This is a genomic window from Pseudomonas sp. PSB11 (assembly GCF_014596605.1).
Taxonomy (GTDB): Bacteria; Pseudomonadota; Gammaproteobacteria; order Pseudomonadales; family Pseudomonadaceae; genus Aquipseudomonas; species Aquipseudomonas umsongensis.
On record NZ_NOIO01000002.1, the window covers coordinates 56,310 to 79,898 of the forward strand.

Consider the following 23,589-nt stretch of genomic DNA (forward strand, 5'->3'; position numbering starts at 1 on the left):
CGAAGCCAACCGGAGGGCAGTGTCCCCGGATGGATACCGGAGCGAAGGAACGCCGAGCCTCAGCGAGGGGCCGGACGCCGGGGCAAGACTTTTTGGTTCCTTTTGGCTGGGCCGGCACTCCGGGCGTTTGACAAAAGGGACTCGCCGTAAGGGCGAAACCATAAGCCGCCGTTACCGCAGCAATGGATATGTACACAGTCAACAAAACACAGGTCGACTGTTAGGCCGCCTTCGCGGGCAAGCCAGCTCCCACAGTGGATCGAGTGCAGCCGCGCGAGAGGGGTTGGCTGTCAGGCCGCCTTCGCTGGCAAGCCAGCTCCCACAGTAGATCGAGTGCAGCCGCGCGAGAGGGGTTGGCTGTCAGGCCGCCTTCGCTGGCAAGCCAGCTCCTACAGTAGGTCGAGTGCAGGCGCGCGAGAGGGGTTGGCTGTGGGGTCGTCATCGCTGGCAAGCCAGCTCCTACAGGGGGCGGCGCAGAAGGTCAGGCCGAGTCAAGCAATTCGTGATGAGGCCGGTCATTGCTGCTACAGATAACACGATTACGCCCCGTGGTCTTGGCCTCGTACAGCGCCTGGTCGGCGTCGTTGAGCCACAGGGTCGCGTCAGCGTGGCGTACGTCGAAGGCTGCCAGGCCGATGCTCAAGCTGACTTTCAGTGACGGGTTTTGCTCGTAGCCCAGGATCGCGAAGCGGTCGCGCAAGGCGTCCATGGCCGCAGCGGCGCTGCCCAGGGGCAGGTCGGGAAGAATCACGCAGAACTCGTCGCCGCCATAGCGCCCGGCCACATCGCTCACCCGCAGGTTCTGCTTGAGCATTTTGCTCAGTTGCCGCAGCACGATGTCACCGGCAACGTGGCCGTAGGTGTCATTGATGCTTTTGAAGTGGTCGATGTCGATCAGGGCGATGGCCCCGCCCTGATGCTGGCGTTGGCAGCGCTGGAATTCAATCTCCAACTGATCCTTCCAGGCGCCGTGGTTAAGCAGGCCGGTCAGGCTGTCGGTACGGCTCAGGGCCAGCAGCTCGCGCTTTTGCCTGCCCAAGGTATAGGCTTGGCGATAGCAGATCCAGCCCAGCGCCATGGGATACAAACACATCAAGGGCAAACAGGCGTAAAGCTGCAGCTGGCTGGTTTCAGGGATCAGGATCGGGTGGAAGATCAGCCAGCCGACGCACACGCCGAGTAGCTGCGCCACACTGCCCACCAGGAGAAAACGCAAACCGCCGATGGCGACGTTGTTCATGGCCATCATTGACAAGGTGGTGGCACTGGGCAGCGGGTTAAATTGCATGGCGGCGACCCAGAAGCCGCCCATAAAGGCATCGATCAACAAGTTGCGGTGTTCGGCGTGATAAGCGGCCTTGGCGCGTCGCGCCCACAGATAGGCCAGGTGAGGCCAAAGCAAGCCGTTGAACAGCATCACCCCCCATACCCAGGGTGCCGGGTCCAGGGGATACATCGCCACACTCACGCAGATCAAACCTAACACCAGGCCAAGGATGCGCGATGTGTAGAGCCTCTTGGCCAGTGAAAGTCCTTTTCCTCCCATCTTTCCCATTGGGACCTCTGCACCACAGAACGAACCTGTTCACACCGCGATTGCAGGGTGTGCCCGAAGTCTAACAGGGCAACGGCAAATAGCCATCACCGGCTGGCGGGACGAACTCCCGTCGCCTGCAAATCGTTGTATCTGCAGAAACGGCTATACATGAAGTGAAGGACTGAATCACAACGTTGAACAGGAGGCCCATGCACACCTTCGAAGTGCTGATCATCGGCAGCGGTTTTGGCGGCCAGTGCGCGGCGGTCAATTTGCTCAAGGCCGGCATCGACGATTTTCGCCTGCTGGAACGACGGGATTTCTTCGGCGGCACCTGGTGCCAGAACACTTACCCGGGCGCCGCAGTCGACGTGCCCTCGCCACTCTATTCGCTGTCGTTCGCGCCCTACCGCTGGACCCAGATGTTCGCCGAACAGGCTGAACTGCATCGCTACACCCGCCACGTGGTGGAGCACTTCGGCCTGAGGGACAAGGTGGAACTGCAGGCCAATGTCGAGGGTGTCGAATGGGAGGAAGTACATAAACGCTGGGCGGTTCACACCACCAAGGGCGTTTTTTATGCCCAGTTCCTGATCAATGCCACCGGTCCCTTGAGCCAACCGGTGATCCCACACTTCGAAGGTCAGGAACGCTTTCGCGGAAAATCTTTTCACACCAACCAGTGGGATCATTCCTACGACTACCGGCAAAAGCGTGTGGCCATCGTCGGCAGTGGCGCCAGTGCAGCCCAAGTGATTCCGGCGATAGCCCCGGACGTCGAGCACTTGCATGTGTTCCAGCGCACGCCGCATTGGGTACTGCCAAGGGCTGACCGCACCTTCGGCCGCTTCCAGCGCTGGTTGCTCGGTCTCAAACCGGCCTACAAGCTGCTGCGCTGGATGATCTACTGGCAATTTGAAACCAGGGTGATTGCCTTCAAATACTCGAAGCCGGCAATCGGCATGGTGCAGCATCAGGCACTGCGCTTTCTCAAACGCCAGGTGCCCGACGCCGAACTGCGGCGAAAACTGACCCCCGACTATACGATCGGCTGCAAACGGGTAATTCTGTCGAGTACGCTCTACCCCGCGCTGGGCCGTGCCAACGTGACATTGCACAGCCGTGAACAGGGCATCAAGGCCATCGATGAAACCGGCATCCTCATGCAGGACGGCCAGCACATCGACCTGGACCTGATCGTCTGGTCCACCGGTTACGACGCTACCGACGGGGTGATTTCCTACCCCGTCACGGGAAAAAACGGCATCCGCCTCAAGGAGGTCTGGACGCAATACCCGCGCGCCTATCTCGGCACCAGCCTGCCGGCCTTCCCCAACCTGTTTATCGTCACCGGGCCGAACACCGGGATCGGCCACACATCGGCACTGTTCATCATCGAATCGCAAATGAACTACATCCTCGATTGCATCCGCACGATAAAAGCACGCGGTTTGCGCAGCATCGAAGTACGCCCCGAGGCAGAACGTACCTACACTGAAATGATCCATAGAGAGATGGAACGCACAGTGTGGAAGTCAGGAGGCTGCCACAGTTGGTATCAAAGCAAGAGCGGTCATGTGATTGCCATGTTTCCCGGGTTCAGTTTCAGCTTCCACCGCTTGACCCGAACCCTGAAACCGGCGGACCACATCGTGTCCTGATCAGATAGAAGGAAGACGCTGATGCTTTTACTGGTTGTCGCTATCGCGGTGTTTGCCGCCTGGAGCTGGTTGAGCTACCCGGCCATCGGGTACTGGCTGTATGACTTGAGCGTGGCCCTGGAGGCCAAGTTGTACAAATTGCACAAGATCGTCGTGCCCATCGCCGAAATGACCGTCTCGACCTGGCAAGGCGGGCCGTATGAGGCGTCCAGCAACGTGTTGATGCTCCACGGCTTCAGTGCCGACAAGAACCTCTGGCTGCGTTTCGCCCGGCACTTTGTCGGCAACTACCGGGTGATCATCCCCGACATCGCCGGCCATGGCGAAACCGGCTTCAAGGCGGGTGGCGGCTATGACATTCCCTTGCAGGCCAAACGCATGATCCAGCTGCTCGATGTCTGCGGGGTCGATAAGGTCCATGTCATCGGCAACTCGATGGGCGGCTACATCGCGGCCTGGCTGGCGGCCCACTATCCGGAGCGCATTGCTTCGCTCGCCCTGTTCGACCCTGCCGGGGTGACCGCGCCAGAACCCAGTGACCTGGAGCGGCATTTGGCCAGGGGCCACAACCCGTTCCTGATCCACTCACGGGAAGAATTCAAATACTTCTATGGCATGACCATGGCCGAACCACCTTGGGTGCCGCGCGTGGTAATGGATGCCGTTGCCCATCGCTACCAACAGTCGCGTGACGAACTGGAAGAAATCTTCCGCGACTTTCGCGCCAGCCCGCCAATGGAACCCAGGCTGCCGGCGATCAAGGCGCCGGCACTGTTGCTCTGGGGGCGCAAGGATCGCTTGATCGATGTCAGCAGCGTGGCCATCTGGAGCAAGGGCCTGGCGGACCTTCGGGTGGAAATATGGGAAGGCATCGGGCACATGCCAATGGTCGAAGCACCCGCCGGTTCGGCACGCCTGTATCGGGAGTTTTTGGCATCGCTGCGCTCGGAAAGCCCTCAGGATCAACGACTGCACTGAGCTGGCAGTCCTTTGCAGAATGAAGTCCGTCAGAAACTTCGTTTGCCGGCGTCGACGAAGGCTGCGATCTTTTCGCCCATCCTTCTCGTCAACGCGCCAGGAATTTTGTTCATGAGCCAGCCAAGCTTCATCAGCCCCGACCTGATCCGCCAACGCTTCTCCAAAGCGATGTCCGACATGTACCGCGAAGAAGTGCCGCTGTATGGCGCGCTGATGGAACTGGTGGAACAGACCAACCGTCACGTGCTGGACAACGACCCGCAAGTGGCCCAGCAGTTGAACAGCACCGGCGAAATCGAGCGTCTGGACCTCGAGCGCCACGGCGCGATCCGCGTTGGCACCGCGGCTGAACTGGCCACACTGGCCCGCCTGTTCGCAGTCATGGGCATGCAGCCGGTAGGTTATTACGACTTGACCCCAGCCGGGGTGCCAGTGCATTCCACGGCGTTTCGCGCGGTGCATGAAGCGTCCTTGCAGGTCAGCCCGTTCCGGGTGTTCACCTCGCTGCTACGCCTGGAATTGATCGAAGACCTGGAGCTGCGGGCCTTTGCCCAGTCGGTGCTGGATCAGCGTTCGATCTTCACCCCCGCCGCGCTTACGCTGATCGATCGCGCCGAATCCCAAGGCGGTCTCAGCGAAAAAGAGGCCGATGAGTTCGTCGACCAGGCCCTGGAAACTTTCCGCTGGCACCACAGCGCCACGGTCACCGCCGAGCAGTATCAGAAACTCAGTGCCCAGCATCGCCTGATTGCCGATGTAGTGGCGTTCAAGGGACCGCACATCAATCACCTGACGCCACGCACCCTGGACATCGACATCGTGCAGGCGCAGATGCCAGTGCACGGCATCACCCCCAAAGCGGTGATCGAAGGCCCGCCCCGCCGGCATTGCCCTATCCTGCTGCGCCAGACCAGTTTCAAGGCGCTTGACGAGCCCATTGCCTTCATCGATCAAACCGACACTCGCGGCAGCCACAGCGCCCGGTTCGGTGAAATCGAACAACGCGGTGCCGCACTGACGCCCAAGGGCCGGGCGCTGTACGACCGTTTGCTCAATGCCGCCCGGGACGAACTCAAGGACTTCCCCAACGAAGCCAACGCCGCCCGCTACAACGATTTGATGGCGCAACACTTCAGCGAGTTTCCCGATACCTTTGAGGGCATGCGCCAACAGGAACTGGCGTTCTTTCGCTACTTTGTGACGGAAAAAGGCCTGGCTGCGGCTGAACTGAAAACCTTGACGCTCGAAGATCTGGTCAGCGGCGGGTATCTGCGCGTTGAACCGCTGGTCTACGAGGATTTCCTGCCGGTAAGCGCGGCCGGGATCTTTCAGTCAAACCTGGGCGATGCGGCGCAAACCCATTACGGCGTGCACTCCAACCAGCAGGCGTTCGAAAAAGCCCTGGGGCGTTCGACGATTGATGAACTGCAGTTGTATGCACAAACGCAGCAGCGCTCGATCGAGCAGTGTCTGGCCGCCCTGGGTCACTAAACTAACCTGACGACCCTTGTAGGAGCCGGCTTGCCGGCGAAGGCGTCCTCAAGCATGGCGTTGGCCTATCGGGCGCCTTCGCCGGCAAGCCGGGCTCCTACAGGATGTTCATTTCAATTTTGATAGCAAAGCCTCGGCCGCGGCCTGTGAAGACGCTGGATTTTGCCCCGTCAGCAGCAGGCCATCGGTCAGCACGTAGCTCGCCCAATCAGGCCCCTTCGAAAAAATCCCGCCCTTGGCCTTCAGTTCGTCCTCCACCAGGAACGGCACGACCTTGGTCAGTTGCACGGCTTCTTCTTCGCTATTGGTAAACCCTGTCACCTTCTTGCCCTTGACCAGTGGCTGGCCGTCGGCGTCCTTGGCATGGCGCAATACACCGGGCGCATGACAGACGGCCGCGACCGGCTTGCCGGCGTTGTAGAACGCTTCGATGAGGGCGATCGAATCACGGTCTTGCGCCAGATCCCAGAGCGGTCCATGGCCGCCTGGATAGAAAATTGCGTCGTAGTCCCCGGCCTTCACCGTGCCCAGCATGACGGTCGAGGCCAATGCGGATTGAGCCGCCGGGTCCTGGCGAAAGCGTCGGGTGGCATCGGTTTGCGCATCCGGCTCGTCGCTTTTGGGGTCCAGCGGGGGCTGGCCGCCCTTGGGCGAGGCCAGGGTCAGTTGCGCGCCGGCGTCCTTGAAAACGTAATAGGGTGCAGCGAATTCTTCCAGCCAGAAGCCGGTTTTCTTGCCGGTGTTACCCAACTGATCGTGGGACGTTAGAACCATCAGGATTTTCATGTCGTCGTCACTCCATCTCGGAACTGCAAGCACAACATATAACAGTTAGTTACAAGTTTAAGCCCGCGCCCCTGATTCGATTGAAAGTGCAGTCGTACTTTGAAAAAGTGTTCGCCCAGCGCTATGGCCTCGGCAATCCGTGCGCTGGTAAAGAACCCTGACACTGGGCGAACGGGGTGTATTTTAATAGATGTTTATGGATATGTCCGCGCTTTAAACATGAAATTTGCCGATACATATTTGATTGGATGTCGATTTAAATTCCATTAAAACCAACAATTTAAACCCACCAGTTCGGCCAAAATTGATTGTTCCCATACAAAAATTTGTACAGGAACAATCAGTGAAAAATCACTCAACTTCCGGACTTGCTGGTTACCTGCAGAATGTCGGTGTAAGTCACGTAAACGCTTTGCCCGACTTTCAGGTCCTTCAACTTGGCTTGAACTTCCGGTTTTTCGACAGTGATGGTTTTGGTCTGCCCCGCCGGGTTTTTAAAGGACACCTGGTTTTTCTTCAGGTCGATGTCGGTGATTTGCAGCTGGACTTGTACCTGACGATAGGCTTCGCCGCCAGGCACGCTACCGGGTGCATTGCGGTCTTCGCCGGCACGCTCCGAGCTGCCTGGCAACCCCTTGTCGACATCGGTGTCGAGGTAGGCCGCGACGGAACGGGTGACCTTGATATCGACCTGATCGCCGGGTTTCAGCTGGCCGAGGTTTTTTGCCTTCTCGGTCAGTTGCACGTGGACCTGACGACCTTCCGGCCCTTCAAGCACCACTTGATGTTTGGCGGCATCGACCGACACGACTTTGGTGCTGACTTGATCAGCCTCCACGACAGCAGACAACGGGATATCTGCGGCAACGGCGCTGAGGCTGGCAGCGGACAACAAGGTAGCTAGGGTGACAGCTTTGGTCAGTGCATGAAGTTTCATAGGCAGAACATTCCCTGTGATGAATGACGACAAACGGCGCTGAAACCACTATCAAACGCCGTGTGTGGGATGAGCATAGACGCTGATTCGGGAGTGTTCGCTGTTTCTTGTACGGGCGATTCGCCGCGGGCGGTCATGCTTCAGGATCATCCAGTTCCCGGGTTACGTTGATCGCCGGTGAGTCCTTGTGGGATTGCTCCGCCCGGGCCTTGAGCGCCTGCCATTGTTCCAGATCTATGGCGCCCTGCCCCAGCAGATCGTCAGCCAGGCGCTGCAAGTCCATGTAATAGGAGTCAGGAGACTGCTGCCAATAGGCCTCGTCTTCAAACAGGCGCTGCCACGTGTCAAGGTCGGGCGGTGTGAGGTCTTCGCGCATGTCGGGCTCCTTCGGGGGTATTCGTACGATAGAGAGGTGGACGCCGGGCGGAGTTCCGGATGATTGCACGCAATGCGGTTTCCCATGGGAGCTGGCGCAGGCTGCGATCTATTGCCCCTGATAACCGGTCATTTCCAGATACCCCTGCCCCCCATGGCTGCCGCTCAACCGCACTGGCCCCTCCCAATAGGGAATGCGCAGATCCATCCAGGCTTTGGGATTCAGGGCGCTGATGACGATATCAAGGTGTTTGCCGGGGATCCGGATCGACCAGCGCACCGGCATCGTATGCCCCGCTACCTTGGCGGTGTCCTGTGGAGTGAGAAGGATGTCATCGGCGCTGAGCATTTGCGCCTGGCCCTGGGCGTCGATCCAGGTTCCGGTCAGGTAAGGTTCGCCGTCTTTTTGCCGCATGCGATAGAGCATCACCTGGTCGCCGCTGTCCAGGTGCAGGGAAAACCAGTCCCAGCCACTCTGGTTGGCGGTCAGGGGCTGGCTGCTCCATTCCCGGTCGAGCCACGCGGGGCCACGGACCTGATAACGCTCGCCGTCGATCTCAAGCAGGCCGCTGGCCTGGAAAAACGGCTGGCTGTAGTAATAGGACGCCTGGCCCTGTTCGGATTTCTGGCTGAATCCCTTGTCCCCTTGCAGCACCAGCGGTCCATTCGAGGTCAGTCGCAGTTGATAGCTGAACGCCTTGTCGCGGGCACTGAGTTGCAGATCGGCCAACGGGTCGGTCCCCGTTGCCTGACTGCTGAAATGCCAGTCGTCGATCCACGCATTGAAGGGCGCAAGGCTCACGCCGGCCTGCCCTACGCCGCCGCGGGCATAACGCTCGGCGGCGTGATGCACCGAGGCCGAGGTCACCGCCGCGTGACCCAGCCATAGCGTCTGGTTGGCCCAGCCAGTCGCCTCGGGTGTTGCTTTCAAGGCACTGCGAAACAGCGTCCACTGCACGCCGAATTCACGGCCCTGCTCATCCTTGAGGTTGGCGGTGACGTACCACCATTCGATGCGAAAGCCGTCATGGGGGCCGTGATCCGCCGGGAAGCTGAACACCCGACCGGGCACCACCGGCGTAAAGGCGCTCGCTTGATTGCCAAGACCGGCAAAACCCTTCTCGACCGGCGGCTGATCGCAACCGGCGAGCAACGCAACGACCATCCACGCCCAACGCTTAATCCTCATGGGCAAAGGTCCTCAGCAGGTCCGCCGGTTGTGTGCGATACAGCGAGTACAGCGGCCACGCCGATGCCAGCAAGGTTGCCAATAACGCCAGCCCCATCAGCTGCAGCAATTGCAAGGGAAACACCCGCAGCGGCAGACGCCAGCCAAACGCCTGGACGTTGATCACGGTGTCCAGGCACCAGGCCAACGCAATGCCCAACGGCAATGCCAATACCAACGTCAGCACCGCCAACAGCCAGGTTTGCCCGAGGTTGAGCAGCATCAGTTGGCGGCGCGTCACGCCCAGCGCCCACAACGGCGCCAACTGCCCGAGACGGCTCTGGCTTTGCGTCAACAAGCTGATGAACAATGCCACCCCCGCCACACCAAGGGTCAGGCTGTTGAGCGCGGCAGTGGCAGCGAAGGTGCGCTCGAACACTTGCGTCGACCAGCCCTTGAGCCGGGCCTGATCGACGATGCGACTGTCCTCCAGGGCAAAACGCGCTTGCAGCGCGGTCACGAACGGCGTGATCGATGCCGGTTCGATACGCAGGTTGAAGCGATTCGGTGTGAGTTGCGGCCAGCCGCGCAACAAGTGATTGACGTTGACCAGCAGATGGCCCTTGGGATTGCCGTAGTCAGCGTAGATCCCGACGATGCGTGGCGACCAGGGACCGTTGGGCGTGGCAATCGCCACCTGATCGCCGAGCCTGACCTTCAAGCGCCGCGCCAGTTGCTCGCTGAGCATCACTGTATCCTCCGCAGCCAGGCTGTCCCAGGGCTTTTCGCCCACGGCCTCAAGCAATGGCCAGTGCTGGCGATAGGTCGGATGATCGATCACGCCAAACACATCCGCCGGCCAGCCCTGCAATTGAATCGAGACCTGCCAGTTGGGCAACACAGCCATCAGTTGCGGTTGTTGCCTGAGCCAGTCGTACATCTCCCGGGCCTGGGCCGGGTTTTGTGGATTGAGGTAAAGCTCGGCGGTCAGCCGTTGTTCCAGCCAGTTGCTGAAAGTCTGGCGGAAACCGGCGGTCATGCTGCCGGCACCGATGTTGGCCGCCAGGGCCAGTAGCAACGCCATCAGCGCCAGGCTCAAGGCCGGCAGTTGCTGGCGACAATCGGCGACAAACCACTGACCGAGTACCGTCGAACTGTGGTGCGTCAGCCCATTGAGCACGGCATTGAGTACCACCGGCAACGCTAACGCGGCGCCCAGCAACAGCGTGGCCATCAACAGGAATCCGCTGGCCAGGCTGTCACCGCGCAACAACGCCAGCAACGCAATGCCCAAGGCAATCGCCGCGACCCAGCCCTGGCGGCGCAGCCAGCGCGCATGGGCCTGATGCCAGGCCTGGGGGTCGGCCAGGGCCAGCAACGGTAAACGCGCTGCACGCCACAAACTGTTGGCTCCCGCGAGCGCGGCACCGAGCAGGCCCAGGCCGATACCGCTGAGCCACCACAGCGGGCTCAGGCTCAACTGTCCCGCCACTTCGGCACCGTACAACCCGCGCAGGCTGGCGGCGACATCCGGCAGCAACACGCTGGCCAGCAGGTAACCGCTGACGACACCCGCCACGCCGCCGATCAAGGCCAGAGCGCCCAGCTCGACGGCCAGGCAGGCGATCAGCATCCGCGCGCTGACGCCACAGGCGCGCAGGGTCCGCAGCAAACCTCGTCGCTGTTCCAGCGCCAGACCGATCGCGGCGTGCACGATGAACAGGCCGACCACGAACGACAGAAACCCCAAGGCGTCCAGATTCAGGTGAAAGCTATCGGTCAGGCGCGCCAGATTGTTTTCTTCGCCGCCGGTCTTGAGTTGAAGTTGTCCCTTGAACGAATCGGGCAGTGTCGCGGTGAAATCACTGGGCAGCAGCAAGCGCGATAGCTGATCGGGCAAACCGAGAATCTGCTGGGCAAAACCGATGTCCACCAGCAGCACACCCGGCGCCATGTCAGCCTCGGCGCGCAGGGGCGGCAATGCCTGGCCGTTCAACGCCTGCGGCCGCTCGCCCGGCGCCAATCCCAACGCCTGCAGGGTCTGCGGCGCGATCCAGGTCCTGCCTGGCGGAGTGAAAAACTCCACGACCTGCTCGATGGCCAATGCCTGCCCCGCCACCTCGGACCCAGCCGGCAGCGACACGGGCTCGATGCCCATCAGTTGCAGGCGCTGGTCCTCATGGCCCTTGAGCGTCAGCCGTCCTTGCAACACTGGCGACACCGGCCAACCGGCTCGGCGCAGATCGACAAACAACTGCTGGGAAAAGGTCCCGCCACCGGGTGCACTCAGGCTGGCCTGAGGTTCGCCGCCTATCAGCTGACTGGCCTTGGCATAGCTGTCCCGCGCCTGACTGTTCAGTGCTTGCACCCCGGTGAGCAGGCTGGTGGCCAGCCACAACCCGGTCAGCACACTGAAAAACTGCACCGGGTGCTGCCGCCAATGGCTGAGCAGTGCACGCAGGGTTTCAAGAAAAATGCGCATCTCAGCGTTCGTCCACGGGCGCCAGCCGGCCGCCGTGCAGCACCACCTTTTCGGCCATTCGTGCTGCAACACTGGGACTGTGAGTGACCATCAGCAGGGTCGTGGGGCTGTCATAGAGCAGCTCCAGCAATAACTTCAGCACTTCGTCGCTGGTAGCTTCATCGAGACTGCCGGTAGGCTCGTCGGCCAGCAGCAGTTTCGGTTGCGACGCCAGTGCGCGGCCCAATGCGACCCGTTGTTGCTGGCCGCCGGAAAGCTGTTCAGGATAACGCCGCAGCAAATCATTCAAGCCCAACCGCTGCACCAGATGCGCCTGCCAGCGTGGATCATGGCGCCCGGCCAGGCGCGCTTGAAAAGCCAGGTTATCCTCCACCCGCAAACTGCCGATCAGGTTGAACTGCTGGAATACCAGGCCGATTTCGGTGCGACGCCAGCTCGCCAGTTGCCCCTCATTCATCTGCTCCAGGCGATGTTTACCGCTGCGGATGCTGCCGCGATCGACCTTGTCCAGCCCGGCGATCAAATGCAACAAGGTGCTCTTGCCGCTGCCCGACTCACCCATCAATGCCAGGCTGCTGCCGGGCTTGAGGGTCAGGTTGATACCTTGCAGCACCGGCAACGGGCCTTGTGGGGTGGCGTAGCTTTTGAAGACATCCTGGACTTCCAACATGGGAGAACCCGTTCGATGAGCGTGGCCCAAGGATAGCGGTCCGCAATCGTTTTTGTCCGTTGCCGATTGCAGCCCTGCGCGGCCGTTTCAAATGAAACCGAACGAGGCTTCTCGTCGCAATTACTGAACCCAGGTAGCAAAAGATCATAAACCCGCTATTACGTTAGTGATTGCCCTTCATTCATTGCAAATCGTCGCAGGTACGCCCCACGATGCGAAATCCACTCAAGCATTCGAGAGCTCGATCTGTTTTTCTTCTGGGTGTTATCTCAATGGGGCTGACTGCTTGCACCAGCGATAAGAACGCCGCCAATGAAATAACTCGGCCCCCCATCGATGACAGCGAAACGTCGTCTGTGCGCATCACGACGAGTTGGCTACAACACTCACTTAGCCAAACTGGCTGTCTGCAGCACGCCAGAGCGGCCCTGACAAAAGCGAGATATTTTGTTGAAGCAGGAGAAAGATCGGTCTATGGGTTGCGTGAAGGCATGACTTTTTCGATTCGCTGCGACTATGAAGGCGTTGCATTTTTTGCAGTGGCTTATCGCAAAAGGCCAAACACTCAAACCCAGGATCGGATATTGAATGAAATCACCCGGCTGTTTTAAGGACCCTAGGCAAGAGGTATAGGGATTCATCCGCCCATGCGAACTTAGAACCGATGCTCGCCGACATTCATCCCCAGGCGGGATGCACCTCCGGGTAAGGGGGCAGAACAAAGCAATCAGGCCAGTCCCATGGCACCACCTGGCTGCTCCATCACCCAGTACATCGGCAGATCCTGCGGTATCCACTTGGCCGTATAACCACCCTAACCATCGGTCACATACTTAGGAGCAACCCAATCGAACCGGCCAACCAACGCCTTGGCATAGCACCTCAGGCCAACCAGGCAAATTCACTCAATAAGCTGGACCTGCCCTCCTGCTGGTCAGCGCCAAGTAAAGGCGAGGACAGTCCCGACGGGAATCTGCTGGCAAACGTGTTCGCAGGTTGAGTTGACACGTGTTTCGTTGGCATTAGAGACCGTCAGTGCCAGAAGCGGACGTTCGACTGATTAGATTCAGGTGGTTAAGCTGGCGCCTTTTCCAGCGAAAGGGACAAACGCATGACGGAGATCTACCAGGGAAGCTGCCTTTGCTCAGCAATCAGTTATGAGCTACTGACTACGCCAAAAGCAGTGAGTCATTGTCACTGTAGTCAATGCCGTAAAGGTCACGGTGCAGCATTCGCTTCTTATGGTAGCGTGCCCCGTAGCGCATTACGGATACTCAACGGCGCCGGGCACATCACTAAGTATTCTTCTTCAGATTCTGTGCAACGCGAGTTCTGCGCGCAGTGTGGATCGACTTTGTTCTGGTCACGTTTTCAAGGTGAATTTTCCGATTGGGTTTCGATAGCACTGGGCACACTCGACACCCCCTTCACGCCTCACAAGCAAAAACACGTTTATGTCGCCTCCAGAGTTCACTGGTATACGCCATCCAACTCATCGCCTCAGATCGATTGACCGCAATGGCTCGTATCAAGCCCTTCGCGGCCTGCAACAGTCGGCAAAAGCAGTCACTCACACAGTCAAGCAGTAACGCTACAACCCTTTCTCCACAGATATTTTTTCAGTCAGGTGCATCCAGATAATCCTCCCGCGGGTAGTACAGGTAGTAGCCATAGCTGCTGAACTGACCACTATCTGGAGAGATTTGCATGAACGCTAAACGATTCCTGTGCATTGTTGGTACTACGCTTGCAGCTACCTGCTTGTTGGTCACCGTGCCAGCTGCCCATGCGCAAACAGACCTGCCCGACACCATCAAGGTCCCGGACGGTCATAAGATCGCGCTGGAGACTGTGGGGACCGGCGAAATCACGTATGAGTGTCGCGACAAGGCTAACTCCGCTGGCCAGACTGAGTGGACTTTCGTCGGCCCCAAAGCGGTACTCAATGATCGCAACGGCATACAGGTCGGCACTTACTTCGGCCCGCCTGCTACCTGGCAAGCTAAAGACGGCTCTAAAATCACCGGGACACAACTGGCAGTTGCCCCCTCAGGCACCGGCGACCTCCCCTATCAGTTGGTCAAGGCCAACCCTGCTGAAGGTAAAGGCGCGATGAACGGTGTCAGTTACATCCAGCGGGTGGCCGTTAAGGGGGGCGTAGCGCCTATGACCGAATGCTCCGCCGCAAACAAAGGTAAACGGGAGGTAGTGAAATATCAGGCTGACTATATTTTTTGGGCAGCCAATTAAGCCAACGATCCAGACCAGGTAGTCGGCGCACAACTCGTCTACTCTGCTTCGATGGAACCCCAGCCCTAGGGTTGGGGTATTTACCACCTGCTGATGGCTGAAAACCTTGTCCTTGCCTGAGCCCTGTTTTGACTATGAAGCCTGCCTGATTGCTTGCGCCCGAGGCGAGCAGCAGGCACTGCGAGACTTGTATGAGCAGGAAAGTGCTCGTCTTTTGGGTGTTGCCAAGCGCATCGCTCGTGATAACGCCCTGGCCGAAGACATCGTGCACGATGTCTTTATCAAGATTTGGATCCGTGCCGCCAGTTTCGATCCGGCGAGAGGCTCTGCGCGTGGTTGGATTTTCAGCGTAACGCGGCACTTGGCGCTGAACTTCATGCGAGATAGCGCCAGGGAAGTACAGGTCAGTGAGCAACAGGAAACGGCACTGCACGCTTCAGCGTCACTGGAAGCATCACAACAGAGTGTGGACACGTTCGATTATCAAGCCCGTTCAGGGCGTATCTATAGGTGCCTCGAACAACTGGAGCCGGCGCGTCGCAACTGCATCCTTCATGCGTATGTCGACGGCTATTCGCATTCAGAAATTTCACAGAAACTGGGCGCCCCGCTGGGGACCGTCAAAGCCTGGATCAAACGCAGCCTGGTGGCATTGCGCGAGTGCATGGGATGACCATAAACACACAGGATGACAGCCCCGACAACATTGAAGAGCTGGCGAGTGAGTATGTGTTAGGCACGTTGTCGGCAGAGCGTCGTAGCGAAGTACGAAAGCGTCTTGCTCATGACGCCGATTTGCGAGCGGTTGTGGATGCCTGGGAACAACGTTTGCTTGCGTTGACCGAACTGGCTGAACCGCAAACACCTACGGCATTACTCTGGGGGCGTATCGAGCGCAGCTTGAACGGCATTGATCGGCGAGCGCCCCGAGTGGCGGCCACCGCGCAGCCAATCTCATGGTGGAACCTTCTGCCGCTATGGCGTGGGCTGGCGGTAACAGGTCTGGCCGCAGCGTTGTTGCTCGCAACAATGCTACTGACACAAACAGCTCCGGTGAATCCGACCACCTACCTGGTCGTTCTGGTGGCTCCCCAGAACCAGACGCCCGGCTGGGTGATACAGGCCAGCAGCCCAAGAGAAATCCAACTGATACCATTGGGGGTCGCGCAAGTCCCAATCGACAAAGCACTTGAGTTCTGGACCAAGGGGGACGGCTGGCAAGGTCCTGTATCCCTTGGACTGGTCAAACCTGGGCAAACGCTTTCTGTCCCCTTGGATAGATTGCCGCCGCTGGAACCCAACCAACTCTTTGAGTTGACTCTGGAAAACCCCAATGGATCGCCGACTGGCAAACCAACAGGACCGATTCAGTTCATTGGACGGGCCGTTAAAGTGATCTGAGCGAGCGCTTTGGATGAAAAGGCCGCTGAACGAGAAAAGACAAGAAGAGCAAAGTGATGGCGAACCGATGCTCGCCGACATTCATCCCCAGGCGTGATTTCTCCGAGGCTGCTCATGGGCAATACGGCCCCCTGCTCTGTGCGTGGCTCAAGTAGCCTGGGGCGTTTTCGAGCGCGAAGCCAAAGCAGTCAGAAAAGCGCCCAGTAGCAATATGGCTGAGCTCGCAACGAAAGTGCTCTTGTAACCGCTGCTATCGAACAGCAGGCCGCCAACGGTCGATCCCAAGCCGATGGCCAACTGAATCACGGCCACCATCAGGCCGCCGCCGGCCTCAATATGCCTGGGTAGCACTCGTGCAATCCAACTCCACCAGCCCACAGGCGCCGCCGTAGCGACTAGCCCCCATAGACCGAGCAGCGCAGCAACGACAATGACCGAGGTGCCAAAGGGAATCAGCGTCAAGGCGATCCCGGCCATCAGCAAGGGAATGATGACAAGTGTCCGGAACAACCCACGCCTCACGAATGTGCCGATCATCAGGGTGCCGATGAAGCCTGCTACGCCAATTACGAGCAAAATCAGCGACAGCGTGGAAACACCCACCTGCGTTACTGTTTCGAGAAACGGCCGCAGATAAGTGAACAGCGCGAACTGCCCCATGAAGAAGGCGGCGCATCCGGCCATACCCAGCGCCACTGACCGGTGCTTCAGTAGCGCGAAGACATTGCCGGAACCCGGCGCGCGCTCATCCGCCTTCATATTCGGCAGACTGGTCGATAGCCAAATCAGCGCTATCGCCGCTACCGGTGCCAGACAGAAGAAGGCGCCGCGCCAGCCAATGATCGAACCTAGATAGCTGCCCAGTGGCGCGGCAATCACGGTTGCCAACGCGTTACCGCCGTTGAAGAAGGCCAAGGCCTTGGTCACCTGATTGGCAGGTACCAGGCGCATGGCAGTCGCTGCGGACATGGACCAGAAACCACCAATGACCACGCCGATGAGCGCGCGACCGACCATGTACGTCAGATAGTTGGGTGCCATCCCGACCACCACACCGGATAAAGCCATCAACCCGGTAAGCGCCAACAACAGCGTTTTGCGGTTGAGAGATCCAGCCAGCCCCGAAATCGACAAACTGGTGAGTACCGCGAATGCCCCGGAGATCGCGATGCCCTGCCCTGCGAGCCCCTCGGTGACATGGAGATCAACGGCTATCGGAGTCAGCAGGCTGACAGGCATGAACTCCGATGCGATCAGCACGAATACGCAAAGCGTCATGGCAAAGATCCCGCTCCAGCAAGCGGGTTGCTCATTTGCTTCAGCAATTGGGAAAACAGTGGCCATCGGGACCTCGCCCTTATTCAAGTTCATGAATGACAGGGTGAGGCAAGGAAATTCCAGCTACTAGCTAATCAATACTTAATAGGGCTATAAGCACTACTAATCAATAGAGCACCAAGGCGTTGGCAATATGGTCAGAAGAAACCTCAACGATCTGGCGTCGTTCGTCACCGTGGCGCGCGAGGGTAGCTTCACACGCGCCGCCGCAATCCTGGGTGTCACGCAGTCTGCGCTAAGTCAAGCCATCAGCGGCCTGGAAGCACGTCTTCAGATCAGGTTGCTGACGCGTACCACGCGCAGCGTCTCACCTACGGTAGCTGGCGAGCGGCTGTTGCAGGCCATCGGCCATCGTTTTGATGAAATCGAAGCGGAACTGGATGTGCTGACAGAACTGCGCGACAAGCCGGCCGGGACTGTGCGAATCACCTGCGGCGATCACGTCTTGCGCAAGACCCTGCTTCCCAAGCTCACCCCGTTGTTAGAGGAATATCCGGATATCGAGATCGAGTTCGACGTCAATTACGGATTCAGAGATATCGTGGCTGATCGTTTTGATGCGGGTGTGCGTTTGGGCGACACCATCGACAAGGACATGATTGCAGTACCCATAGGACCACCTTTACGGATGGCGGCCGTTGCCGCGCCGGCTTACTTTGCCAGTCGTACTATTCCCAGGAATCCGCGCGACTTGATGGACCATAATTGTATCAACCAGCGCATGCAGACATCAGGCGGGCTTTACGTGTGGGACTTTGAGCGGCGCGGTAAGCAAATGAACGTACGCGTAACCGGGCAGCTCACTTTCAATACGTCTGTCCACATAGTGGATGCAGCATTGTCGGGATTGGGAATTGCATACCTGCCCGAAGAGGAATTTGAACCACACCTTCAGGAAGGCAAGCTGATGCGAGTACTGGAAGACTGGTGCCCTCCGTTCGCTGGATACTATTTGTATTACCCCAGCCGGCGACAACCCTCCCCGGCATTTACGCTTGTTTCCAGTGCACTGCGTGTAGGGGGCTAGAGGCGCAACATCGCAGATTCAATGCTTGGGTCAAGCTGAATTCTTGCATCGTCTATTGTGAGTTAAGAGACAGCCCCCACCCTGTGGGGGCTGGCGTAAGCTCAAATAGGTGCGGCAATGGGTGCCAGGGTCGGGCCGTGTTCAACGCGCTCAGGCGCCTTGTGCACCATGGTGTAGGCGTAGTCGACACCCATGCCGTAGGCACCGGAGTGTTCCTTGACCAGGTTCATGACGGCGTCGTAGGTCTCGCGGTTCTTCCAGTCACGCTGCCACTCCAGCAGTACCTGCTGCCAGGTCACCGGCACAACACCGGCCTGGACCATGCGCTGCATGGCATAGTCGTGTGCTTCCTTCGTAGTTCCGCCAGAAGCATCGGCGACCATGTAAATCTCATAGTCGGCATCGTGCATCGCAGAAAGCGCGAAGGTCGTGTTGCACACCTCAGTCCACAGCCCGGAGACGATGATTTTTTTGCGACCGTTGCTCTTCAACGCGTCGCGTACCTTCTGGTCATCCCAGGAATTCATCGAGGTGCGCTCTAGCAGCGGCGCATCAGGGAACACAGCAAGCAGTTCGGGGTACGTGTGGCCGGAGAAGCTTTCGGTCTCCACTGTTGTGATGGTGGTGGGTACGTTGAAAATCTTGGCTGCCTTTGCAAGAGCCACTGTGTTGTTCTTCAACGTCTGGCGGTCGATGCTCTGCACACCAAAAGCCATCTGGGGCTGCTGGTCGATGAAGATCAGCTGGCTATTCTGAGGGGTCAGCACTTCAGTCTTAGGATTGATCATCGTGGTTTCCTTACAGTGGAGTGATGGTCTTTTCACGATTCCCGGCATGGGTATTGACGTGCGTGCTGCCGGGAAGGATGCAGTGGTGTTCAAAGCCGCTGCAGCCCGAGTTCGAGTAAAAAGTTAACCGAAAAACCGCCGATTTGCTGGTGCATTATTGCGCTCTCAAAGACGCAAGAATGCTCACAGCAACATATTCAAGCTGCTCGCGCTCTATGGCGCAACGCTTGAAGACGTCGTTGAAGAAACGCTTTATGTATTGGATATGGACACGGCATTCGCCGTCATTGGCAACGTTCGCAAGGCTGCCTTTGGTACTGAGCGTCCGCCGTGCGCAAGCAACATCATCGGCGTGTCGAGGTTGGCCCAGCGCGCCCCCCCCCCGGGTTCAACGTTTCACCGCCACCCAGGTAAAACACATCGGCAACTGCGCCTCCTGCCCCTGGTAGCGATCATAGAGTTCTTCGCGATTGGAATGCGCATGCTCCCTGAAATGGCTGATCTGCAGCCCCGCTTCGATGGCGCCGCTGAAGATCGCACCCAGGGTGTGGACGAACCAGTAGGACGGGGCGGCCTGCTGCTCGACCTTGCCTTCGTAGACGATCGGTTGGTTCTGGACAAAAGGCTCGCTGCGAAAGTACGAGCTGGCCAGGGCGTAGGGATCGGCTGCCTCGGGGTCGAACATTTCAAGGAACGGGTGGGTTTCGTAGATCACCAGGGCGCCACCGGGCTTGAGTGTTTGTGACGCATGGCGAAAGAACTCGCCGATGTCCGGCATCCAGTTCAACACGCCGATGGTGACCAGGGCCACGTCGAAACGCCCCTGCAGTGTTTGTGGCAGGTGGTGAATGTCGGCCTCGATGAACTCAGGCCCATGGGGCGAGCGTGAAGCCAGCTCCCGCGCCTGTTCGAGAAACGCCGCGGACTGGTCGACCCCCACCACATGTCGAGCCCCCAAGGCGAACAGCGACAGGCTTTCGCGGCCATTGTTACAGCCCAATTGCACCACGTCCTTGCCGTCGATGCCGACCTGGTTCAGCAGCCCGGTCAGGGTTTCATCCAGGCAGGAAAAATCCGCGTGTTCCACAGCGCGCCAGTGCGCCTGCCATTCAGGGCTGTCCTTGTGGTGACGGGCGGAATCATTCCAGGCATCTCGGTTGCTGGCGATGGCTTGTTGTTTTGTCGGCATTTCCATTGCAGGCTCCGGCGTTCGTTGTTCAATCGAGTGGCCGAGTCTAGATCACGCCTGCAAACGCCCCCATCGCCGCTGTGTAGCGTTTTTGTAAACCGCGCAGCGCCGACGTTCGCCCACGGGAACGCTATAGTTAATACCCTTGGGGAAATTCGCGAAAACCGACACCGCAGGTGCTGCCATGAACACAACCGTACCCACGCTATTGCTTGCCCTGTGCCTGGCTGCCAGCTGTGCACAGGCGGATGACAGTGCGATGCAAACCGAAGAATCGAGCAGTGAGTTCAACTACTACGGCGCGGATCAGCCCTTTGCCCATCCGGTTCCTCCCACCATGAGCACGGTACCGCCGGGTTCCTACATCCCGACATCGCCCCAGACATTTACCCCGGTGTCGAGCCAGCACGTGTTTTCCGACTCCCGATTGCCAACGGTGGCCGATACCACCGTTCGCGTATTCATTCGCACCTATGACGCCGAACACGGCGTCTATGTGAATCAGGAGGTCCTCGATCCGACGTGCATGCTGGCTTGCCGCAGCGGTCAGAACCCGGCCTTGTAGCAAGGCCGTGCCTGCCCTGCTGCTGGTTTACCACTGGCGCTTGTCCGGGCGCGCCAGGCCGAGTTTCTCGATCCGGTAACGCAGCATGTCGCGGCTCAGGCCCAACAGCCGTGCGGACTTGGTGACGTTCCAGTCGGTCTTGTCGAGCATCTTGCGCACCATGTCGCGCTCTACTTCCGGCAGGTTCATCGACTCAGTGCCGTTATGGGACGCACGCGGTTCGATCGGCGGCAACTCGTGAGTGAACATCGCCGGCTCGTCCACCAGGCTCAGGCACACGTTCAACTGGTGCGCAGCAATGGTGTCGTGTTGCGCCAGCAGCACCGTCTGTTCGAGCATGTTGCGCAGTTCACGCACATTGCCCGGCCAGGTGTAGTTGAGCAGCAGCTCTTCGGCCTGGTCGCTGAAACGCAGGTGCGGCTTGCCGTAGCGTTTGCCATGGGTTGCCAGGAAGTGCCGGGCCAGCAGAAGGATGTCCTCGCCACGGGCATACAGGCGCGGCACCTTGATCGAAATGATGCGCAGGCGGAAGAACAGGTCGCGGCGGAACTTGCCCTGTTGGACCATTTGTTCAAGGTTGCAATTGGTCGCGCTGATCACCCGCAGGTCGACCTTGCGCTCCTTCACCGAACCCACCCGGCGGATGGTCCGGTCCTCCAGCAGTTTCAGCAATTTGGCCTGCAGTATCAGGTCCATTTCGCCTATTTCATCAAGAAACAGTGTGCCGCCATCGGCCGCTTCCACCAGCCCCAGGCGACGGTCCTTGGCATCGGTGAAGGCGCCCTTTTCGTGCCCGAACAGCTCCGACTCCACCAGGTTTGAAGGAATCGAGGCGCAGTTGAACTCAATGAACGGCCCCTTGCTGCGCGGCCCGTCGAAATGCAGCGCCCGCGCCACGAGCTCCTTGCCGGTGCCGGTCTCGCCTTCCACCAGCACCGGCGGCAAGTCGGTATTGGCCATGCGCCGTTCAGCGTCGAGCAACTGGGCGATGGTGCCCTTGAGGTAGACCATCGGTGCCGATTCGCCGATCAAGGCCTGCACGCCGGATTTCTGCGCTTCACGCTCCTGATAGAACGACAGGGTGCGCTCCATCCGGTCCGTGGCCAGGGCCTTGTCCAGCAGCAGCTTGAGCTCCGGCAAGGCCACCGGTTTGGTGACGTAGTGGAACGCGCCCTCTTTCATCGCCACCACGGCGTCTTCGACGTTACCGTAGCCGGTCATCATGATCACTTTCAGATCCGGCGCGCTGATGCGCAGCTTCTGGATCAGGTCGTGACCACTCATGCCCGGTAACGAGTTGTCGGTCAGCACGACATCCGGAACGAAGGTACTCAACTGCGACAGTGCGTCTTCGGCCGAGTGGCAGACGGTCACTTCGAAGTCCTTACGCTCCAGGTAGGTCTGGATATTCTCGGCGAGCAGCTCATCATCCTCGACCAGCAGTATGCTGTGCTCCATATTCCCCTCCCGTTGCCACTTTGAAATTGAGACACACGCGGGTTCCTTCCTGCTCTTGGCTGGTCAGTTCGACCGAGCCTTCGAATCGCTCCATTATTCTTTTGACCAGCGCCAGGCCCACGCCCAACCCCCCCTGTTTGGTGGTGAAGAACGGTTTGAAGACCATTTGCTGTTGCTGTTTTGTCATGCCCTTGCCGGTGTCGTTGAGCATCATGCGCACCTCACCGGGTGCCGGTGTTTCAACGTCGATACTCAATACGCCGCCCTTGGGCATGGCTTCCAGGGCGTTGGCGAACAGACTATTGAGAATCTGCGTGAGCAACACCTGCTGGCTGACGACCGGTGGAACCGTCAGGGGCGTGAAGCGCACCTCGACGTTCGAACGCTGGATCTGCGGGGCGTAGGCGCTCAAGGTGTCGTCAATGGCGAGCACCAGGTCGACGGTTTCATGGTCGTCGTTGACCGGGCGCAAGGACACCAGTAACTCACGGACCCAGCGCGACATGCGATCGACCTGGCTGATGATGTCGCCGATGTTCTTCTGCGCGGTCTGGCTGGCGATTTCCTGGGCCAGCTCGGCGCTGGAGCGAATGTTCGCCAATGGATTGCGCAGGCTGTGGGCGACCGCCGAGGACATTTCCCCCAGGGCGACGAAGGTTTCGTTGGCCACCAGTTGTTTCTGCTGGCTGTGCAACAGCAGGGCCGCACGCCGCACGATCCAGAACAATCCCAGGTAGATGACCGCTCCGCCGAGCAGGGTGGTCACCCAGATCGCCTTGAACCCGCGCTGGATACGCTCTACCAGGTCCACCGGCTCCTTGTAGATCTCGACCATGGCGACCACTTTGCTTTTATCGGCGTTGAACATCGGGATGTAGTTCTCGACGAACAGGTATTGCGGCTCACGCAGCAACCGTTGCTCGGGGCGCTCCTCGTCGATCTCGTGGTAGCTGGTGGACACCGCGGCCTTCATTTCAAAGGACTCGTCCAGTTCCTCGTCGTTGTCGATACGTACCCCGATCAGCTCGGGGTTGGTCGACCAGACCACGGTGCGGTCCAGGGCGTAAACCGTGGCCAGGAGGATGTCCGGCAGGTGTTCGACATGATCGAGGAATTCGACACGGGCAGCCGCGCGAGCGCCCGGATCGACGTCGGGATAGGCCGCGTCGGCGCGTGGGTCAAGCATTTCACCCATGGTTCGGTTTGGCGAAATCGAGGCGTGGCGAATTTCGGCCGCGCCAATGGCTTGCACGAATTGTGCGGTCAGCATGGAGTCACGCTCGATGCTCTCCTCGACCACAAAGCGCGTGGAAATGTAGCCCAGCCCCAATGCCACGCCGGCAATGATGAAAAAGCTCGCCAGGGAAAACCAGCGCACCAGGTTGAATGGCGGTCGCCAATCCCTGCCCTCTGTCGCCGGCGTAACCGGCGCAGGTCCTTGTGGTGATTCCAGTATCTGCATGGGAGGTCCTGGTTCCTTGAATCAAG

General features: G+C 59.1%; 22 protein-coding genes and 1 pseudogene. 11 read left to right on the forward strand and 12 right to left on the reverse strand.

What is annotated here, in order from left to right:
• Nucleotides 1-481: 481 nt before the first annotated feature.
• Nucleotides 482-1,555, reverse strand: coding sequence for a diguanylate cyclase (locus CGA21_RS03265; protein ID WP_188263511.1), 1,074 nt, complete (start codon nt 1,553-1,555; stop codon nt 482-484).
• 191 nt (nt 1,556-1,746) lie between these two features.
• On the opposite strand from CGA21_RS03265, the gene CGA21_RS03270 reads away from it, so the two are divergent.
• The 3 genes from CGA21_RS03270 (at nt 1,747) to CGA21_RS03280 (ending at nt 5,667) form a co-directional block, all read left to right on the forward strand.
• On the forward strand, nt 1,747-3,198 hold the full coding sequence (locus CGA21_RS03270) for a flavin-containing monooxygenase (protein ID WP_188263512.1): 1,452 nt from the start codon (nt 1,747-1,749) through the stop codon (nt 3,196-3,198).
• A gap of 21 nt (nt 3,199-3,219) precedes the next feature.
• Nucleotides 3,220-4,176: an alpha/beta fold hydrolase gene (locus CGA21_RS03275; RefSeq protein WP_188263513.1), complete on the forward strand. Its 957-nt coding sequence runs from the start codon at nt 3,220-3,222 to the stop codon at nt 4,174-4,176.
• 111 nt (nt 4,177-4,287) lie between these two features.
• The gene (locus tag CGA21_RS03280; protein WP_188263514.1) at nt 4,288-5,667 is read left to right on the forward strand and encodes a VOC family protein; all 1,380 of its coding nucleotides are present in this window, start codon (nt 4,288-4,290) and stop codon (nt 5,665-5,667) included.
• A 108-nt stretch (nt 5,668-5,775) separates the two neighbouring features.
• Here CGA21_RS03280 and CGA21_RS03285 read toward each other — a convergent pair whose 3' ends face one another.
• The 6 genes from CGA21_RS03285 to CGA21_RS03310 all read right to left on the reverse strand — a co-directional run bounded on the left by CGA21_RS03285 (nt 5,776) and on the right by CGA21_RS03310 (nt 12,085).
• Complete coding sequence (locus tag CGA21_RS03285; protein ID WP_110753069.1) at nt 5,776-6,453, reverse strand: type 1 glutamine amidotransferase domain-containing protein; 678 nt, start codon at nt 6,451-6,453, stop codon at nt 5,776-5,778.
• 355 nt (nt 6,454-6,808) lie between these two features.
• Complete coding sequence (locus CGA21_RS03290) at nt 6,809-7,390, reverse strand: hypothetical protein (RefSeq protein WP_188263515.1); 582 nt, start codon at nt 7,388-7,390, stop codon at nt 6,809-6,811.
• Between the two features lie 133 nt (nt 7,391-7,523).
• Nucleotides 7,524-7,766, reverse strand: coding sequence for a hypothetical protein (locus CGA21_RS03295; protein ID WP_110753071.1), 243 nt, complete (start codon nt 7,764-7,766; stop codon nt 7,524-7,526).
• A 108-nt stretch (nt 7,767-7,874) separates the two neighbouring features.
• Nucleotides 7,875-8,954, reverse strand: a complete 1,080-nt coding sequence (locus CGA21_RS03300) for a lipocalin-like domain-containing protein (protein WP_188263516.1) — start codon at nt 8,952-8,954, stop codon at nt 7,875-7,877.
• Nucleotides 8,944-11,415, reverse strand: coding sequence for an ABC transporter permease (locus tag CGA21_RS03305; protein ID WP_188263517.1), 2,472 nt, complete (start codon nt 11,413-11,415; stop codon nt 8,944-8,946). Before CGA21_RS03305 ends, CGA21_RS03300 begins: the two co-directional genes overlap by 11 nt.
• Before the next feature lies 1 nt (nt 11,416).
• Nucleotides 11,417-12,085, reverse strand: coding sequence for an ABC transporter ATP-binding protein (locus CGA21_RS03310; protein ID WP_188263518.1), 669 nt, complete (start codon nt 12,083-12,085; stop codon nt 11,417-11,419).
• A 212-nt stretch (nt 12,086-12,297) separates the two neighbouring features.
• Here CGA21_RS03310 and CGA21_RS03315 point away from each other — a divergent pair, with 212 nt between their 5' ends.
• The 5 genes from CGA21_RS03315 to CGA21_RS03335 all read left to right on the forward strand — a co-directional run bounded on the left by CGA21_RS03315 (nt 12,298) and on the right by CGA21_RS03335 (nt 15,736).
• Nucleotides 12,298-12,696: a hypothetical protein gene (locus tag CGA21_RS03315; protein WP_188263519.1), complete on the forward strand. Its 399-nt coding sequence runs from the start codon at nt 12,298-12,300 to the stop codon at nt 12,694-12,696.
• Between the two features lie 500 nt (nt 12,697-13,196).
• The gene (locus tag CGA21_RS03320) at nt 13,197-13,598 is read left to right on the forward strand and encodes a GFA family protein (RefSeq protein ID WP_188263520.1); all 402 of its coding nucleotides are present in this window, start codon (nt 13,197-13,199) and stop codon (nt 13,596-13,598) included.
• A gap of 194 nt (nt 13,599-13,792) precedes the next feature.
• Nucleotides 13,793-14,335 carry a DUF3455 domain-containing protein gene (locus CGA21_RS03325; protein WP_033043628.1) on the forward strand — a complete coding sequence of 181 codons (543 nt, stop codon included), beginning with the start codon at nt 13,793-13,795 and terminating at the stop codon, nt 14,333-14,335.
• A 106-nt stretch (nt 14,336-14,441) separates the two neighbouring features.
• Nucleotides 14,442-15,008, forward strand: coding sequence for a sigma-70 family RNA polymerase sigma factor (locus CGA21_RS03330; protein WP_411157055.1), 567 nt, complete (start codon nt 14,442-14,444; stop codon nt 15,006-15,008).
• On the forward strand, nt 15,005-15,736 hold the full coding sequence (locus CGA21_RS03335) for an anti-sigma factor domain-containing protein (protein WP_188263521.1): 732 nt from the start codon (nt 15,005-15,007) through the stop codon (nt 15,734-15,736). The genes CGA21_RS03330 and CGA21_RS03335 overlap by 4 nt, the downstream gene beginning before the upstream one ends.
• A gap of 147 nt (nt 15,737-15,883) precedes the next feature.
• Here the strand turns inward: CGA21_RS03335 and CGA21_RS03340 are convergent, their stop codons facing one another.
• Nucleotides 15,884-17,080 (reverse strand): MFS transporter, encoded by a 1,197-nt coding sequence (locus CGA21_RS03340; protein WP_188263522.1) that lies wholly within the window; start codon nt 17,078-17,080, stop codon nt 15,884-15,886.
• Nucleotides 17,081-17,207: 127 nt separating this feature from the next.
• Here CGA21_RS03340 and CGA21_RS03345 point away from each other — a divergent pair, with 127 nt between their 5' ends.
• Nucleotides 17,208-18,101 carry a LysR family transcriptional regulator gene (locus CGA21_RS03345; protein WP_188263523.1) on the forward strand — a complete coding sequence of 298 codons (894 nt, stop codon included), beginning with the start codon at nt 17,208-17,210 and terminating at the stop codon, nt 18,099-18,101.
• Between the two features lie 101 nt (nt 18,102-18,202).
• On the opposite strand, the gene CGA21_RS03350 is transcribed toward CGA21_RS03345, so the two are convergent.
• On the reverse strand, nt 18,203-18,889 hold the full coding sequence (locus CGA21_RS03350) for a hydrolase (RefSeq protein WP_223193982.1): 687 nt from the start codon (nt 18,887-18,889) through the stop codon (nt 18,203-18,205).
• Between the two features lie 181 nt (nt 18,890-19,070).
• Between CGA21_RS03350 and CGA21_RS29810 the strand changes: the two are divergent.
• Nucleotides 19,071-19,262 (forward strand): annotated as a pseudogene (locus tag CGA21_RS29810) (RidA family protein); the annotation flags it as partial.
• A gap of 15 nt (nt 19,263-19,277) precedes the next feature.
• Here the strand turns inward: CGA21_RS29810 and CGA21_RS03355 are convergent.
• Nucleotides 19,278-20,084, reverse strand: coding sequence for a class I SAM-dependent methyltransferase (locus CGA21_RS03355; RefSeq protein ID WP_188263524.1), 807 nt, complete (start codon nt 20,082-20,084; stop codon nt 19,278-19,280).
• A gap of 178 nt (nt 20,085-20,262) precedes the next feature.
• On the opposite strand from CGA21_RS03355, the gene CGA21_RS03360 reads away from it, so the two are divergent.
• Complete coding sequence (locus CGA21_RS03360; RefSeq protein ID WP_110753094.1) at nt 20,263-20,643, forward strand: hypothetical protein; 381 nt, start codon at nt 20,263-20,265, stop codon at nt 20,641-20,643.
• A gap of 27 nt (nt 20,644-20,670) precedes the next feature.
• Here the strand turns inward: CGA21_RS03360 and CGA21_RS03365 are convergent, their stop codons facing one another.
• The gene (locus tag CGA21_RS03365; protein WP_110753096.1) at nt 20,671-22,101 is read right to left on the reverse strand and encodes a sigma-54-dependent transcriptional regulator; all 1,431 of its coding nucleotides are present in this window, start codon (nt 22,099-22,101) and stop codon (nt 20,671-20,673) included.
• Nucleotides 22,070-23,563: a sensor histidine kinase gene (locus CGA21_RS03370; protein ID WP_188263525.1), complete on the reverse strand. Its 1,494-nt coding sequence runs from the start codon at nt 23,561-23,563 to the stop codon at nt 22,070-22,072. Before CGA21_RS03370 ends, CGA21_RS03365 begins: the two co-directional genes overlap by 32 nt.
• Between the last annotated feature and the right edge of the window lie 26 nt (nt 23,564-23,589).

Coding starts and splice junctions, on each gene's coding strand:
- CGA21_RS03315 (WP_188263519.1), top strand. CDS start 12,298: ATGCGAAATCCACTCAAGCATTCGAGAGCTCGATCTGTTTTTCTTCTG.
- CGA21_RS03355 (WP_188263524.1), bottom strand. CDS start 20,084: ATGGAAATGCCGACAAAACAACAAGCCATCGCCAGCAACCGAGATGCC.
- CGA21_RS03360 (WP_110753094.1), top strand. CDS start 20,263: ATGAACACAACCGTACCCACGCTATTGCTTGCCCTGTGCCTGGCTGCC.
- CGA21_RS03340 (WP_188263522.1), bottom strand. CDS start 17,080: ATGGCCACTGTTTTCCCAATTGCTGAAGCAAATGAGCAACCCGCTTGC.
- CGA21_RS03350 (WP_223193982.1), bottom strand. CDS start 18,889: ATGATCAATCCTAAGACTGAAGTGCTGACCCCTCAGAATAGCCAGCTG.
- CGA21_RS03270 (WP_188263512.1), top strand. CDS start 1,747: ATGCACACCTTCGAAGTGCTGATCATCGGCAGCGGTTTTGGCGGCCAG.
- CGA21_RS03290 (WP_188263515.1), bottom strand. CDS start 7,390: ATGAAACTTCATGCACTGACCAAAGCTGTCACCCTAGCTACCTTGTTG.
- CGA21_RS03320 (WP_188263520.1), top strand. CDS start 13,197: ATGACGGAGATCTACCAGGGAAGCTGCCTTTGCTCAGCAATCAGTTAT.
- CGA21_RS03345 (WP_188263523.1), top strand. CDS start 17,208: ATGGTCAGAAGAAACCTCAACGATCTGGCGTCGTTCGTCACCGTGGCG.
- CGA21_RS03280 (WP_188263514.1), top strand. CDS start 4,288: ATGAGCCAGCCAAGCTTCATCAGCCCCGACCTGATCCGCCAACGCTTC.
- CGA21_RS03285 (WP_110753069.1), bottom strand. CDS start 6,453: ATGAAAATCCTGATGGTTCTAACGTCCCACGATCAGTTGGGTAACACC.
- CGA21_RS03265 (WP_188263511.1), bottom strand. CDS start 1,555: ATGGGAAAGATGGGAGGAAAAGGACTTTCACTGGCCAAGAGGCTCTAC.
- CGA21_RS03295 (WP_110753071.1), bottom strand. CDS start 7,766: ATGCGCGAAGACCTCACACCGCCCGACCTTGACACGTGGCAGCGCCTG.
- CGA21_RS03300 (WP_188263516.1), bottom strand. CDS start 8,954: ATGAGGATTAAGCGTTGGGCGTGGATGGTCGTTGCGTTGCTCGCCGGT.
- CGA21_RS03335 (WP_188263521.1), top strand. CDS start 15,005: ATGACCATAAACACACAGGATGACAGCCCCGACAACATTGAAGAGCTG.
- CGA21_RS03325 (WP_033043628.1), top strand. CDS start 13,793: ATGAACGCTAAACGATTCCTGTGCATTGTTGGTACTACGCTTGCAGCT.
- CGA21_RS03370 (WP_188263525.1), bottom strand. CDS start 23,563: ATGCAGATACTGGAATCACCACAAGGACCTGCGCCGGTTACGCCGGCG.
- CGA21_RS03305 (WP_188263517.1), bottom strand. CDS start 11,415: ATGCGCATTTTTCTTGAAACCCTGCGTGCACTGCTCAGCCATTGGCGG.
- CGA21_RS03275 (WP_188263513.1), top strand. CDS start 3,220: ATGCTTTTACTGGTTGTCGCTATCGCGGTGTTTGCCGCCTGGAGCTGG.
- CGA21_RS03365 (WP_110753096.1), bottom strand. CDS start 22,101: ATGGAGCACAGCATACTGCTGGTCGAGGATGATGAGCTGCTCGCCGAG.
- CGA21_RS03310 (WP_188263518.1), bottom strand. CDS start 12,085: ATGTTGGAAGTCCAGGATGTCTTCAAAAGCTACGCCACCCCACAAGGC.